Raw genomic sequence first — 12,695 nt, forward strand, 5'->3', positions numbered from 1 at the left:
GAGGGGCGGCACACGGGGCGCGAGCGGGCGCACGCAGGCGTGGGCATGCGGGAGCGCACGGCGCCCTCCGGGGCTCCCATGAGGGAGCGCACACCCACCGGGGCCACCGCACGCCCGCGTACACGTCTCGACCAGCCGCTGCCGCGCCGGGCCAGGTTCCTGCCGGAATGGGACCCGGAGGCCTTCGGACGGCTGTCGGAGCGGATCGCGCGGTTCCTGGGCACCGGGCGGTTCATCGTCTGGATGACCTTCGTCATCATCCTGTGGGTGGTGTGGAACGTCTCCGCCCCGCGCGACCTGCGCTTCGACAACTACCCCTTCATCTTCCTCACCCTGATGCTCTCCCTCCAGGCCTCGTACGCGGCCCCGCTCATCCTGCTCGCGCAGAACCGCCAGGACGACCGCGACCGCGTCAACCTCGAACAGGACCGCAAGCAGAACGAGCGGTCGATCGCCGACACCGAGTACCTGACCAGGGAGATCGCCGCGCTGCGCATCGGCCTCGGCGAGGTCGCCACCCGCGACTGGCTGCGCTCGGAGCTCCACGACCTGGTCAGGGAGCTGCACGAGCACGACGGTGAGGGGCCGCGCGCGGACCGGGCGGTATTCCCGCCGGAACACCCCCGCGGACGTGACATGGGCGACCGCTGACAGGGCTCCCAGGGGCCCCGCGCAGCGCCGTACCATCGTCCTTATGGCTACGGAAGACGCGGTGCGCGAAGCACTGTCGACGGTGAACGACCCCGAGATCAACCGTCCCATCACCGAACTCGGGATGGTCAAGTCGGTGGAGATCGGCGCGGACGGAGCGGTCGCGGTCGCCGTGTACCTGACGGTCTCCGGCTGCCCCATGCGCGACACCATCACCCAGCGTGTGACAGACGCGGTCGCGGCGGTCGAGGGCGTCACCCGCGTCGACGTCGAGCTGGACGTCATGAGCGACGAGCAGCGCAAGGAACTGGCGGGCGCCCTGCGCGGCGGCCAGGCCGAGCGCGAGGTCCCCTTCGCCAAGCCGGGCTCCCTCACGCGCGTGTACGCCGTCGCCTCCGGCAAGGGCGGCGTCGGCAAGTCCTCGGTGACGGTGAACCTGGCGGTGGCCATGGCGGCCGACGGCCTCAAGGTCGGTGTCGTGGACGCCGACATCTACGGCCACTCCGTGCCCCGCATGCTGGGCGCCGACGGGCGTCCCACCCAGGTCGAGAACATGATCATGCCGCCGTCCGCGAACGGCGTGAAGGTCATCTCGATCGGCATGTTCACCCCGGGCAACGCCCCCGTGGTGTGGCGTGGCCCGATGCTCCACCGCGCCCTCCAGCAGTTCCTCGCGGACGTGTACTGGGGCGACCTGGACGTCCTCCTCCTCGACCTCCCGCCGGGCACGGGCGACATCGCCATCTCGGTGGCGCAGCTGGTCCCGAACGCCGAGATCCTCGTCGTGACCACCCCGCAGCAGGCGGCGGCCGAGGTCGCCGAGCGCGCCGGCTCGATCGCCGTGCAGACCCACCAGAAGATCGTCGGCGTCGTCGAGAACATGTCGGGCCTGCCCTGCCCGCACTGCGACGAGATGGTCGACGTGTTCGGCACGGGCGGCGGCCAGACCGTCGCGGACGGCCTCACCCGCACCACCGGCGCCACGGTCCCGGTCCTCGGCTCCATCCCCATCGACGTCCGCCTCCGCGAGGGCGGCGACGACGGCAAGCCGGTCGTCCTGAGCGACCCCGACTCCCCCGCGGGCACGGCCCTGCGAGCCATCGCGGGCAAGCTGGGCGGCCGCCAGCGGGGCCTGTCGGGCATGAGCCTGGGAATCACCCCGAGGAACAAGTTCTAGGGCGCCTGTCGCAGCCGCGGGGACGCTCTCAGGGGCGCGGGGAACTGCGCGACAGCCCACGACGAACCCGCAGTCCCCGAACCACCGAAGTCCCTACGGCGATGAAGGGCACCGCAGCACACCACAGCGCGGTGCCCTTCCCCGTTACGCGTACGACTCGACTACGTGTACGCCTCGACGTCCTTGACCACGGCGAACCCCAGACCGTACGCGCTCATCCCCCGCCCGTACGCCCCCACGTGCACCCCCTGCGAGGTCGACCCCGCGAGCACCCACCCGAACTCGGACTCGCGGTAGTGGAACGGCGTCGGCACGCCGTCCACCGGCAGGGACAGGGTCGTCCAGTCGGGCCCGGCGAGATCGTCGGCCAGCACCCACGCGGCCTCGGTCTGCTGGTCCAGCCAGTCGTCACGCCGGGAGTGGTCCAGCTGCCCGGGCCAGGTGAAGGACAAGAGCCCCACGCCCGCGAGCCACGCCGCCGAGGAGACCGACGTGGCCTCCAGCAGTCCCGTGCCGTCGGCGCTCCTGCGGGACGGGTTCTCCGCGACGGTCACCACGACCGCGAACCGCTCCTTGGCCTCGTCGTCCGACCCGGCGGTGTACTCGTTGCGCACCGAGGGCTCGTCACCGTGGCCGATCGAACCGTGCTCGACGGCTCCTTCCGCCGACGTACCGACCTGCATCAGCCAGCGCGGTCCCGTGAAGGCCTCGTCGAGGCCGTACCACGGGAAGGGCGCCAGCAGGTAGCCGTCGACCGCGCGTCGGCCGGAGGGGAGCTGTTGTCCACCCTCCGCGGCCGACGCCTGCGCGCCTACCCGACTCGTCGTCTCCATGTGCCCGGACGCCTCCTCGCTCTAGACGGACCGGAGCGGCCCGCCCCCCTCGGGCGTCGTCGCTCGCTCTTCTTACGGTCCGCACAACAACTGGGCAGCATAGCCACAGCTCTCCGAGCAGCAGGGAAAGCGCCCGGCGCGTAGGACGGCGTACTGGCGGGTTCGGGCCGTACGAGGGTGCGTGACGGTATGAATCGCATCACGTCGGGGGGCGCGGCAGCACACCGGCGTACGGCTCAGGTGGCGTCCATGTCGTATGGCGGGCGCTCTTCGATCTCGCGCTTCTTCGTCATGTCGACGGAGCCGCCGGTCGCGCCCGAGGAGGTGGCACCGGAGGAGGCCGAGGAGGAGTCGGACGAGGCGGACGCGGACTCGCGGCCGTGGACGGCGTCCGTGAGCTCCGCCATCTCCTTCTTCAGGTCGAGGTTGCTGCGGATCTCCTTCAGCCCCAGTTCGTCGTTGTCCAACTGCTTGCGGATGAACGTCTTGGGGTTGAGGTCCTCGAACTCGAAGTCCTTGAACTCCGGCCCGAGTTCGTTGCGGATGTCCGCCTTGGCGCTGTCCGAGAACTCGCGGATCTTGCGGATGGTCCGCGTGACGTCCTGGATCACCTTCGGGAGCTTGTCCGGACCGAAGACGAGCACGGCGAGGACGACGAGCGTCACCACCTCGAGCGCACCTATGTCATTGAACACCTGAAGCTCCTTGCGATGTCCTCGGTCCCGATCCGCGGGCCTCGGCAGGTCGTCCGTGGTCCGGGCCGGATCCACGGTACCCGGCGATACCGCCGATCCGGTACCTTCGGGCGGCTTCCGACCCGGCCCGAGCGACGGGTTTTCCCAGCTGTTTGCCTGGCAGCAGGGGGTACGGGGCCCCTGCTGTGAAGTTGCTGTCAGTGGGTTTCGCCGTCATGGCCGCCGGGCCACGGTCAGTCGCCGCCGGACGAGCCGAGGGTGAGGGTGACCGTCCGCTCCCTGCCGTCCCGCAGCAGGGTGAGCTCCAGACGGTCGCCGGGCCGGTGGGCGCGGACCTTGACGATCAGTTCGTCACCGGAGTGGACACGCTGGCCGTCGACCTCGGTGATGACGTCGCCCGAGCGCATTCCGGCCCGGTCGGCGGGGCCGCCCGAGGTCACTCCGGACCCGTCGCCGTCACCCCGCTCACCGATACGGGCGCCGTCACCCGAGTAGTCCATGTCGAGGGTGACCCCGATCACCGGGTGGGTGGCCTTGCCGGTGTTGATCAGCTCCTCGGCGACGCGCTTGCCCTGGTTGATGGGGATCGCGAAGCCCAGGCCGATGGAACCGGCCTGCCCACCGTCCGACTCGGAGCCGCTGCCGGCGGAGCGGATGGCGCTGTTGATGCCGATCACGCGGGCCTTGCCGTCCAGGAGCGGGCCTCCGGAATTGCCCGGGTTTATCGGCGCGTCGGTCTGCAGCGCGTCCACGTACGACACATCGCTGACGTTTCCGCTCTGGCCGCCGGCCGTGATGGGCCGCTCCTTGGCGCTGATGATGCCGGAGGTGACGGTGTTGGCCAGGTCGAAGGGGGCGCCGATGGCGACGACCGGGTCGCCGACCTGGACCTCCTCGGAGTTGCCGAGGGGCAGCGGCTTGAGCCCGCTGACGCCGGAGACCTTGACCACGGCCAGGTCGTAGCCGGTGTCCCGGCCGACCATGGTGGCCTTGGCGGTCTCGCCGCCGCTGAAGGTCACCGATATGTCGCCGTCGGCGCCGGCGGGGTCGACGACGTGGTTGTTGGTGAGGATGTGGCCCCGCTCGTCGAGGACGAAGCCGGTGCCGGTGCCCTGCGCGCTGTCCCCGCTCACATGCAGGGTCACGACGCTGGGCAGCGCGCTGGCGGCGATCCCCGCGACGCTGTCGGGCGCCCGGCCCGTCACCCCGTCGCTGGTCTGCGGCAGTTCGATGGCCCCGACTCCGCCGTTCCGCTCCAGGTACGCGCCCACGACTCCGCCGACACCGCCGGCCACGACGGCGATCAGCAGGGCCCCGACCACCAGCGTCCTGCCCCTGCGCCGACGCCGCCGCGCCACGTCGTCCACCGCGGCCCCGTTCTGCTGCAGCGAACCCGAGCCGGCCCACGGGTCGTAGTTCTGCCACGGCCCTTGCGAGCTGTGCGGCGCGGCCTGCGGCGACTGTCCGGGGTTGGCGTAGGCCCCGGAGACGTGCTGACCTCCGGCTTCCCGCGACGGCTGCGCGGCCTGAGCCCCGCCGGCGTAGGGCGGCGGCACCGGCTGGGCTCCGCCCGCGTAGGGGGGCGGCACCGGCTGCGCCGCCTCCCCGAAGGGCGGCGGGCCCGGCTGGGACGGATACGCGTAGGAGGCCCCGGGAGGTCGAGGTGCGTCGGGGTAGGGCGCCGCGGCGGGCTGGGACGCGTCCGGGAAGGACGTCGCGGCGGCAGCCGCGGGCACGTCCGCGTACGAAGCCGCTGCGGCCTGCGGTGCCGCGGCCGACCGGACGGCGTCCTGGTACGGCGCCGGACCGGGCCGAGGTGCGTCCGGGTGGGAGTCCGCCGGCATCGGCCCCGGAACGGTCGCCGGTACGGCGGTGCCGTGGGCCGCGGGCGCCGACGCGGTCGTGTCGGCGTACGCGGGAGCAGCCGCCGCGGGCACCCCGGCGCGCGTGGGGGAAACCGCCGACGCCGAGGGCGCCCCATCGTCGCTCGATGCTCCCGAACTCGATGCGCCCGACGCGGTCGTCCCGTCCGGCGTCGGCGCCCCCGCCACCGCGTGGGCGTCGGGTACCGGTGTCGTCTGCTGAACGTGCGGGCCGGGGGCGGGACTCGTCGCCGGATGCTGGAACGGCGGAGCGGGCGCCCAGGGGCCGGGCTCGCCGTACGGCGGGGTGCCGTAGGGATCGGGGTCGTGCAGCGGTTTGGGGCGCTCAGAGGGCGCGTCAGGGGCGCTCACGGCACCTTGCTCAGCCGACGGCCGGGCATCGGCGGTAGCGGTTGCGCCCACGACCATGGTCGTGGGGACGCCTGCGGCAGAGGGTGCGGGGGCGGGGGCGGCAGAAGCCGAGATCGCGGCGGTGACGGAGGCCGCGGCACCTCCGGTACGGCCCTCATCGGCGTCGACCGCCGAACCGCCGGGCTCGGTCGGCGAGCTCGTGCCGTCCGCCGCGTCCCGTCCCGCGCCCGCCCCGGTCGGCCGTTCCAGTTCGAAGTCGCCGTCCGTGTCACCGGCCGCGGCGGCCGTCGACGTGGAGGCGCCCCCGGACGGAGCCTCGACAACCGGGCGAGCCAGCTCGAAATCGGCGCCGGAGTCGGTCTCGGCTAGGGCCGATGCAGTGGTCACCGCCGCCGTCGCCGGGCGTTCCAACTCGAAGTCGCCCTCGGGGTTTTCTTCACGAGCCGGGTTCGCCGACGACCCGAGGTTCTCCACAGCCCCGACAGGTCCTCCGGAACCGGCGGTTCCTGTGGATCCCGTGGCGCCCGTCGACTCATCGGACGCCGTCGACGCCCCGATGTGGTCCCCCGCCGTCTCGGCCCCCGCGCCGTGCGCTCGGGGGCGGCTCCACCACTTCGCCTTCGTGGGCTTCCCCTCGTTCATGTTCTCCCCACACCTAGGGCCCGTCCCAAGGACCGGCCCGCCGCCCACCGTTCAGCCGAACGCCGCAGGCCGAAACCGGCCCGAGCGGACACGGCCCATTCTGGATTCAACCAGGTTCGCGGGCCGGCGCGCAGAAGTCGGGGTCAGCGGAGGACGGGCGAGGTGGGTGTGGGGGACGAGGTGGTGTCGGGGGCCGTCAGCAGGCCTGGTCCCGTGAGCTCGGGGGCAGGGGACCAGTCGGTCAGCTGCAGTGGCGGCGCGCCGGTGAGCGGACGTATGAGCGGTGACATGACGGCGGCACCGGCCAACACGGGTGCGGTCAGCGGGTGTACGGACCGACGGTCCTGGCCGGCCGGAGCGGGGACCCCGGGCAGCAGGGGCGCGGAGATCTCCGTCGGGGCGACGGGCGCCGTGCCCATGGACTGCTGGCCATGTCCGAGCAGCGGCCCGACCGTTCCCCGGCGGCGCTGCGCCTCGGGCGTCGGAACCGTGCCGGAGGCCTGGGTCCGCAGCGGGGTGACGTTGCTGCCGGCGCCGGAAGCGCCCCGGGCGTCGGCCGTCTCGACGGGCATGCCGTTGGTCACGCCGCCGAGGGCGATCGCGGCCAGCGACACAGCGCCCGCCGCCACGAAGGCGAACCGCATGCCGCGTGAGGCCGAACGCTCGGCCTCCTGTCGGCTCACGTCATGGATCCGAAAGCCACGGTCGCCCGTGGCCCCTCTGTCGTCTTGTTCGTCTCTGTCGCCGGCGGTTCTCTCCGCACGGCGCGGGCGGTCGTCCGCACCGCCGGAGACGCCGCGTCCGCCGCCCAGGAAGCCCCGGTCGCCCAGCGCCCCCCGGTCACCGAGGAAGCCACGGCCGCCCAAAAAGCCCCGGTCGCCGAGGAACCCACGGCCGCCGGACGCTCCTCGGCCGCCGCCGAGGACTCCGCGACCTTCCGACGGCGTCAGTGCGCCGCCGTGTGGTCCCGACGGGACGTACCCGAAGGAGTCGCCGGATCCGAAGACGCCGAAGTCGGCGAAGTCCCGGGAGTCGGAGGGGTCTCCGGGCCGGCCCGGTCCCCCGGCCGTACCTCCGAGTCTTCCGCCGAAGCCACCGGACAGCGGCGAGCCACCGTCGCCGTCGCCGCCGGCCGGGAGCATCTGGAGACGGGCCAGGAAGCTCTCGGAGGGGGGCGGCGGAGCGGCCTCCGCGAAGACGTTCTTCAGGCGGCGCTGTTCGTCCGCCTCCGACTTGCACTTCGCGCAGGTGGCGAGATGTGCCAGGACGCGGTCTCGCGCCTCATGACCGAGTTCTCCGTCGACCAGGGCGGAGAGACGGTCTCCCAGGTGCTGCTCGGCAGGTGTAGGACGGGATCCACTCACGCGGTCGCGCCCCCTCCTCCCAGCACGGCCACCCGGGGCACCGTGAACCCGCGGCGCTGCTCGGCCCGGGCCTCCGGGGAGCGGTGCGCGAGGGCCTTGCGGAGCTGGGAGCGGCCGCGGTGGATCCGGGAGCGGACCGTGCCGAGCTTGACGCCCAGGGTCGCGGCGATCTCCTCGTACGACAGTCCTTCGATGTCGCAGAGGACGACGGCGGCACGGAATTCGGGTGCCAGGGTGTCGAGGGCCTGCTGGACGTCGGCGTCGAAGTGCGCGTCGTTGAAGATCTGCTGCGGGGTGGGCTCGCGGCTGGGCAGGCGCTCGGCCGCGTCGTCCCCGAGGGCGTCGAAGCGGATGCGCTGCTTGCGCCGGACCATGTCCAGGAAGAGGTTGGTGGTGATGCGGTGCAGCCAGCCCTCGAAGGTACCGGGCGTGTAGGTCGACAGGGAGCGGAAGACGCGGACGAAGACCTCCTGGGTGAGGTCCTCGGCGTCGTGCTGGTTGCCGGTCAGACGGTAGGCGAGCCGGTAGACGCGGCCGCTGTGGGTGCTGACGATCTCCTCCCAGGTGGGCGGAGTCCACGCCTGTGCGTGCGCGTCCGTGGTGAAGGTCGCGGTCTGTGCTCCGCCCGAGGCGGGAGCGTCGGCGTGGCTGTGGTCAGCGGTGTCGTTCACGGATTTCGGCCTGCCCGCCGATCCGAGAAAGCGCCGCAGCACTCCTCCCCGATCCACAGGCGCGGCCGCACCTCCCCTGTCGGCTCTGGTGGTGTCCAGTGGAGCCCCTACCATAGCCACCTCGCCCGTTAGCTCCGGATAAGCGGTTTTATAAGAAATTGCCGTGCGCCGATGTGGCTCGTCCGGCGGACGTGGCCCATCCGGCTTGGTCAGCAGCAGCGTCGATGCGCGCTCCCGCTCGTCCGACCGATCCATCCCGTGCCCCCCGTCGCGGCCCCCGTCACTCACTCATCCCTTTAAACGACCGGTCCCATCAGCAGGTTCCCGACGGCAACGGATACAGTCACGCCCAGGCAACCACGGGGACATAAGGAGAGGGCCATTTCCGGCAACCGGCTGACGAGCTGGGCGTTCGCCGACGCCTTTGTCGCCGAGGACGACGCGCTGCGCTGGGCCCGGGAACGGGCCCGGGAGGCAGGGCTGCGCGCGGTGTCGCCCGGCACGGGCGCCGCGCTGCGGGTGCTCGCCGCCACCGTGGACGCGAAGGCGGTGGCGGAGATCGGGACCGGGACCGGGGTCTCCGGGATCCATCTGCTGCACGGCATGCGGCCCGACGGGGTGCTGACCACCGTGGATCCGGAGCCGGAGCACCAGCAGTTCGCCCGGCAGGCGTTCCGCGCGTCCGGCTTCGCCAGCAACCGCGCCCGCTTCATCCCGGGTCACGCCCTGGACGTGCTGCCCCGCCTCGCGGATTCCGGGTACGACCTGGTCTTCTGCGACGGCGACCGGCTGGAGTGCCTCGACTACCTCGCTGAATCGTTGCGCCTGCTCAGACCCGGTGGCCTCGTGGCTTTCGAGGGTGTTTTCGCCAGCGGCCGGACGGTGGACTCCAACCCCCAGCCCACCGAGGTCATACGCCTGCGGGAGCTGTTGCGCACGGTCCGGGAGAGCCCCGAGCTCGTGCCGTCCCTGCTCCCGGTGGGCGACGGCCTGCTGTGCGCGGTCAAGCGCTGAGCGGCCGCCCGCCACCCGACCGGCCACCGGACCGGCGACCGAGCACTCCCCGGTACGACAGTGCCCCGGCACCGCCGAGTGGGCGGTGCCGGGGCACTGAAAGGGTATGGTCGCTACGCGCGTCAGCCGACGACCTTCTTGAGGGCATCTCCGAGGGCGTCGGCCTCGTCAGGGGTCAGCTCGACGACGAGCCGACCGCCGCCTTCGAGCGGAACGCGCATGACGATGCCCCGCCCCTCCTTGGTCACCTCGAGCGGGCCATCGCCCGTCCGCGGCTTCATGGCCGCCATGCTCGTACCCCTTCCTGAAACCAGCTCATCGCCAAGCCGACGGCCCGGGAGGGCAGGCGCGGGCCCACCTGGGGACACGCGACACCGGCATCGAACACATTGCTTCCAGGCCATTATCCCGCATCTCATGACCCGATGACCAACATCGGTCGGCATCGCTTGGGCAACGCGCGCGAGCAAAACCACCCAATTCGGCGGTGTGACTGCGATACTGCGCCACCGCACGGTCCCGGGTGGGTGCTCCCCCATTGGTGATTCTTTGACGCAGGTCACACGTCCGGGCCCGGCCGTCGCCCGTGAACTCGGCCATGCTGTGCTGTGACGAGGGCGTACTGACCAGTACGTCGCCTGCCGCGACACCGGAGGGGAAACACCATGGCCGACACCGTGCTCTACGAGGTGCACGACGGACTCGCGAAGATCACGCTGAACCGCCCCGAGGCGATGAACGCGCTGAACATCGCGACGAAGGTCGCGCTGCGGGAGGCCGTGGAGGAGGCCGCCGGTGACGACGCGGTGCGGGCGGTGCTGCTGACGGCCGCCGGGGAGCGGGCGTTCTGTGTGGGTCAGGACCTCAAGGAGCACATCGGGCTGCTGATCGAGGGCTCGGGGGAGGTCATGAGCACGGTCAAGGAGCACTACAACCCCGTGGTGAAGGCGCTCACGAGCATGGCGAAGCCCGTGGTGGCCGGGGTGAACGGTGTCGCGGCCGGGGCCGGTCTGGGGTTCGCGCTCGCGGCGGACTACCGGGTGGTCGCCGACACGGCCTCCTTCAACACGTCCTTCGCCGGGGTGGCGCTCACGGCCGACTCCGGGGTCTCTTGGACCCTGCCGCGGGTGATCGGCCCCGGTCGTGCCGCCGATCTGCTGTTGTTCCCGCGCAGCATCAAGGCGCAGGAGGCGTACGAGCTGGGGATCGCGAACCGGGTCGTTCCGGCGGCCTCGTTGCACACCGCCGCCGAGGAGGTGGCGCGGATGCTGGCCGGGGGGCCGACCGTGGCGTACGCGGCGATCAAGGAGGCCGTGGCGTACGGGTTCACCCACTCGCTGGCCGAGACGCTGGAGAAGGAGGACGAGCTCCAGACCCGGGCGGGGGCGTCGGAGGACCACCAGATCGCCGTGCGGGCGTTCGTCAACAAGGAAGAGCCGAAGTACCTGGGGCGGTGACGGTTGGTGGGGAGCCGCGGGTTCGACGGGGTTGACCGCGCCCCCGCGGCGGAGCCGCACGTGTCACAGACCCACGCCCCTCACGGGGCACTTCGCGCGACGCATGTCTCCAGGTGGTCGTTCACCAGGCCGCAGGCCTGCATCAGCGCGTACGCCGTGGTCGGGCCGACGAAGCGGATGCCTCGTTTCTTGAGGGCCTTGGAGAGGGCCGTGGACTCGGGGGTGACCGCCGGGACGTCCGCGAGGGTTCTCGGGGCCGGGCGGGTCGTCGGGTCCGGGGCGTGGGACCAGATCAGTTCGTCCAGCTCGCCGGGGGCCCAGGTGGACAGCTCGCGGGCGTTGGCGACGGTGGCCTCGATCTTGGCACGGTTGCGGATGATGCCGGGGTCGGCGAGGAGACGCTCCTGGTCGGCCTCGGTGAACAGGGCGACCGAGGCGACCTTGAAGTCGGCGAAGGCGGCGCGGAAGCCCTCGCGGCGGCGCAGAATGGTGATCCAGGAGAGGCCGGACTGGAAGGCCTCCAGGCAGAGCCGCTCGTAGAGCGCGTCGTCGCCGTGGACCGGGCGGCCCCACTCCTCGTCGTGGTACGCGACGTAGTCCTCGGTGGACAGGGCCCAGGGGCAGCGCGGCGCGCCGTCGGAGCCGGGCAGGGCGGTGCCGTCAGTCACCGGTGGTCGCCCTCCTCCGGCTTGTGCAGGGAGGTCGTGGTCGCCGCGCGGGCGCCCGCGAGCGCGGACTCCAGGTCGGCGATCCTGGCGTCCCGCTCGGCGATCTCCGCGCTGAGGCGGCCGAGGACGTCGTCCACGTCCACCATGCGATAGCCGCGGACGGCGAGCGGGAAGCGGAGCGCCTCGACGTCCGCGCGGTTGACCGGGCGGTCCACCGGCAGCGGGTCCTGCAGGCGCTCGCCCTCGGCCTCCGGCAGCACCGCGTTGTCGCCGCCGCCGACCACGGCGAGCGTCACCGCGCCGACCACGACGGCGAGCGCGACGACCAGGAACAAGAACATGAACATCGCTGGGTCCCCTCGAGTGTGTTCGGCTCCGATCGTGCCATGCGAGTCTGACAGTTAAGGTCGCAGGCGGTCGGGCAGGCCCGGCGATCGACGGCACGTACTGGGGAGAGGTCACAGCGGATGCTCAGGCTGGGCAAGCGGGAATTCGGCCCGCACGAGCCGGTGATCATGGCGATCGTGAACCGGACGCCGGACTCCTTCTACGACCAGGGGGCCACCTTCCGGGACGAGCCGGCGCTCGCGCGCGTGGAGCAGGCGGTCGCCGACGGGGCGGCCGTCATCGACATCGGCGGGGTGAAGGCCGGGCCCGGGGAGGAGGTGACCGCCGCGGAGGAGGCGCGGCGGACCGTGGGATTCGTCGCGGAGGTGCGGCGGCGGTTCCCGGACGTGATCATCAGCGTCGACACCTGGCGGCACGAGGTCGGTGAGGCCGTGTGCGAGGCCGGGGCGGATCTCCTCAACGACGCGTGGGGCGGGGTCGATCCCCGGCTCGCGGAGGTCGCGGCGCGGTATCGGGTGGGGCTGGTGTGCACGCACGCGGGTGGGGCTCAGCCTCGTACGCGGCCGCATCGGGTCGAGTACGACGACGTGATGGCCGACGTGCTGCGGGTGACCGTGGGGCTGGCGGAGCGGGCGGTGGCCTTGGGGGTGCCGCGGGAGTCCGTGCTGATCGATCCGGGGCACGACTTCGGAAAGAACACGCGGCACAGTCTGGAGGCGACTCGGCGGCTCGGGGAGATGGTCGCCACGGGGTGGCCGGTGCTGGTGTCGCTCTCCAACAAGGACTTCGTGGGGGAGACGTTGGACAGGCCGGTGAAGGAGCGGGTGGTGGGGACCTTGGCAACCACCGCTGTCTCGGCCTGGTTGGGGGCGCAGGTGTATCGGGTGCATGAAGTCGCGGAGACTCGGCAGGTGGTGGAGATGGTGGGGGCGATCGCGGGG

General features: G+C 72.1%; 13 protein-coding genes. 5 read left to right on the top strand and 8 right to left on the bottom strand.

The features are described 5' to 3' along the window. Positions 1–45: 45 nt before the first annotated feature. Both P1P70_RS29590 and P1P70_RS29595 read left to right on the top strand, forming a co-directional pair. On the top strand, positions 46–651 hold the full coding sequence (locus tag P1P70_RS29590; protein WP_413471569.1) for a DUF1003 domain-containing protein: 606 nt from the start codon (positions 46–48) through the stop codon (positions 649–651). Between the two features lie 43 nt (positions 652–694). After that, positions 695–1,828 (top strand): Mrp/NBP35 family ATP-binding protein, encoded by a 1,134-nt coding sequence (locus tag P1P70_RS29595; protein WP_319243096.1) that lies wholly within the window; start codon positions 695–697, stop codon positions 1,826–1,828. A gap of 161 nt (positions 1,829–1,989) precedes the next feature. On the opposite strand, the gene P1P70_RS29600 is transcribed toward P1P70_RS29595, so the two are convergent. From P1P70_RS29600 to sigE, 5 genes are all read right to left on the bottom strand, one after another. Next, entirely contained in the window at positions 1,990–2,661 is a 672-nt protein-coding gene (locus tag P1P70_RS29600) for a hypothetical protein (protein ID WP_319243098.1), read from the bottom strand. A gap of 236 nt (positions 2,662–2,897) precedes the next feature. Next, positions 2,898–3,356, bottom strand: coding sequence for a sec-independent translocase (locus tag P1P70_RS29605; protein WP_319243101.1), 459 nt, complete (start codon positions 3,354–3,356; stop codon positions 2,898–2,900). A 233-nt stretch (positions 3,357–3,589) separates the two neighbouring features. Continuing rightward, a complete protein-coding gene (locus P1P70_RS29610; RefSeq protein ID WP_413471570.1) occupies positions 3,590–5,200 on the bottom strand; it encodes a trypsin-like peptidase domain-containing protein in 1,611 nt (536 codons plus the stop codon). Between the two features lie 1,175 nt (positions 5,201–6,375). Beyond that, the gene (locus P1P70_RS29615; RefSeq protein ID WP_319243105.1) at positions 6,376–7,596 is read right to left on the bottom strand and encodes an anti-sigma factor; all 1,221 of its coding nucleotides are present in this window, start codon (positions 7,594–7,596) and stop codon (positions 6,376–6,378) included. Next, entirely contained in the window at positions 7,593–8,309 is a 717-nt protein-coding gene (gene sigE / locus P1P70_RS29620; RefSeq protein WP_319243118.1) for an RNA polymerase sigma factor SigE, read from the bottom strand. Before sigE ends, P1P70_RS29615 begins: the two co-directional genes overlap by 4 nt. Positions 8,310–8,579: 270 nt before the next feature. On the opposite strand from sigE, the gene P1P70_RS29625 reads away from it, so the two are divergent. Continuing rightward, complete coding sequence (locus tag P1P70_RS29625; protein ID WP_319243120.1) at positions 8,580–9,281, top strand: O-methyltransferase; 702 nt, start codon at positions 8,580–8,582, stop codon at positions 9,279–9,281. Positions 9,282–9,403: 122 nt separating this feature from the next. Here the strand turns inward: P1P70_RS29625 and P1P70_RS29630 are convergent, their stop codons facing one another. Then, on the bottom strand, positions 9,404–9,571 hold the full coding sequence (locus tag P1P70_RS29630) for a DUF3117 domain-containing protein (protein WP_003966491.1): 168 nt from the start codon (positions 9,569–9,571) through the stop codon (positions 9,404–9,406). A 375-nt stretch (positions 9,572–9,946) separates the two neighbouring features. Between P1P70_RS29630 and P1P70_RS29635 the strand changes: the two genes are divergently transcribed. After that, positions 9,947–10,738 carry an enoyl-CoA hydratase/isomerase family protein gene (locus P1P70_RS29635; RefSeq protein ID WP_319243107.1) on the top strand — a complete coding sequence of 264 codons (792 nt, stop codon included), beginning with the start codon at positions 9,947–9,949 and terminating at the stop codon, positions 10,736–10,738. Between the two features lie 80 nt (positions 10,739–10,818). On the opposite strand, the gene P1P70_RS29640 is transcribed toward P1P70_RS29635, so the two are convergent. Both P1P70_RS29640 and P1P70_RS29645 read right to left on the bottom strand, forming a co-directional pair. Next, positions 10,819–11,406, bottom strand: a complete 588-nt coding sequence (locus tag P1P70_RS29640; protein WP_319243109.1) for a DNA-3-methyladenine glycosylase I — start codon at positions 11,404–11,406, stop codon at positions 10,819–10,821. After that, positions 11,403–11,753, bottom strand: a complete 351-nt coding sequence (locus tag P1P70_RS29645) for a DivIVA domain-containing protein (RefSeq protein WP_319243111.1) — start codon at positions 11,751–11,753, stop codon at positions 11,403–11,405. The genes P1P70_RS29640 and P1P70_RS29645 overlap by 4 nt, the downstream gene beginning before the upstream one ends. A gap of 120 nt (positions 11,754–11,873) precedes the next feature. On the opposite strand from P1P70_RS29645, the gene folP reads away from it, so the two are divergent. Continuing rightward, a partial coding sequence (gene folP, locus P1P70_RS29650; protein ID WP_319243114.1) for a dihydropteroate synthase occupies positions 11,874–12,695 on the top strand: 822 nt, incomplete at its 3' end.

Origin of the sequence: Streptomyces sp. MB09-02B (genome assembly GCF_033794485.1) — a bacterium.
In the GTDB taxonomy this organism is placed as follows: Bacteria; Actinomycetota; Actinomycetes; order Streptomycetales; family Streptomycetaceae; genus Streptomyces.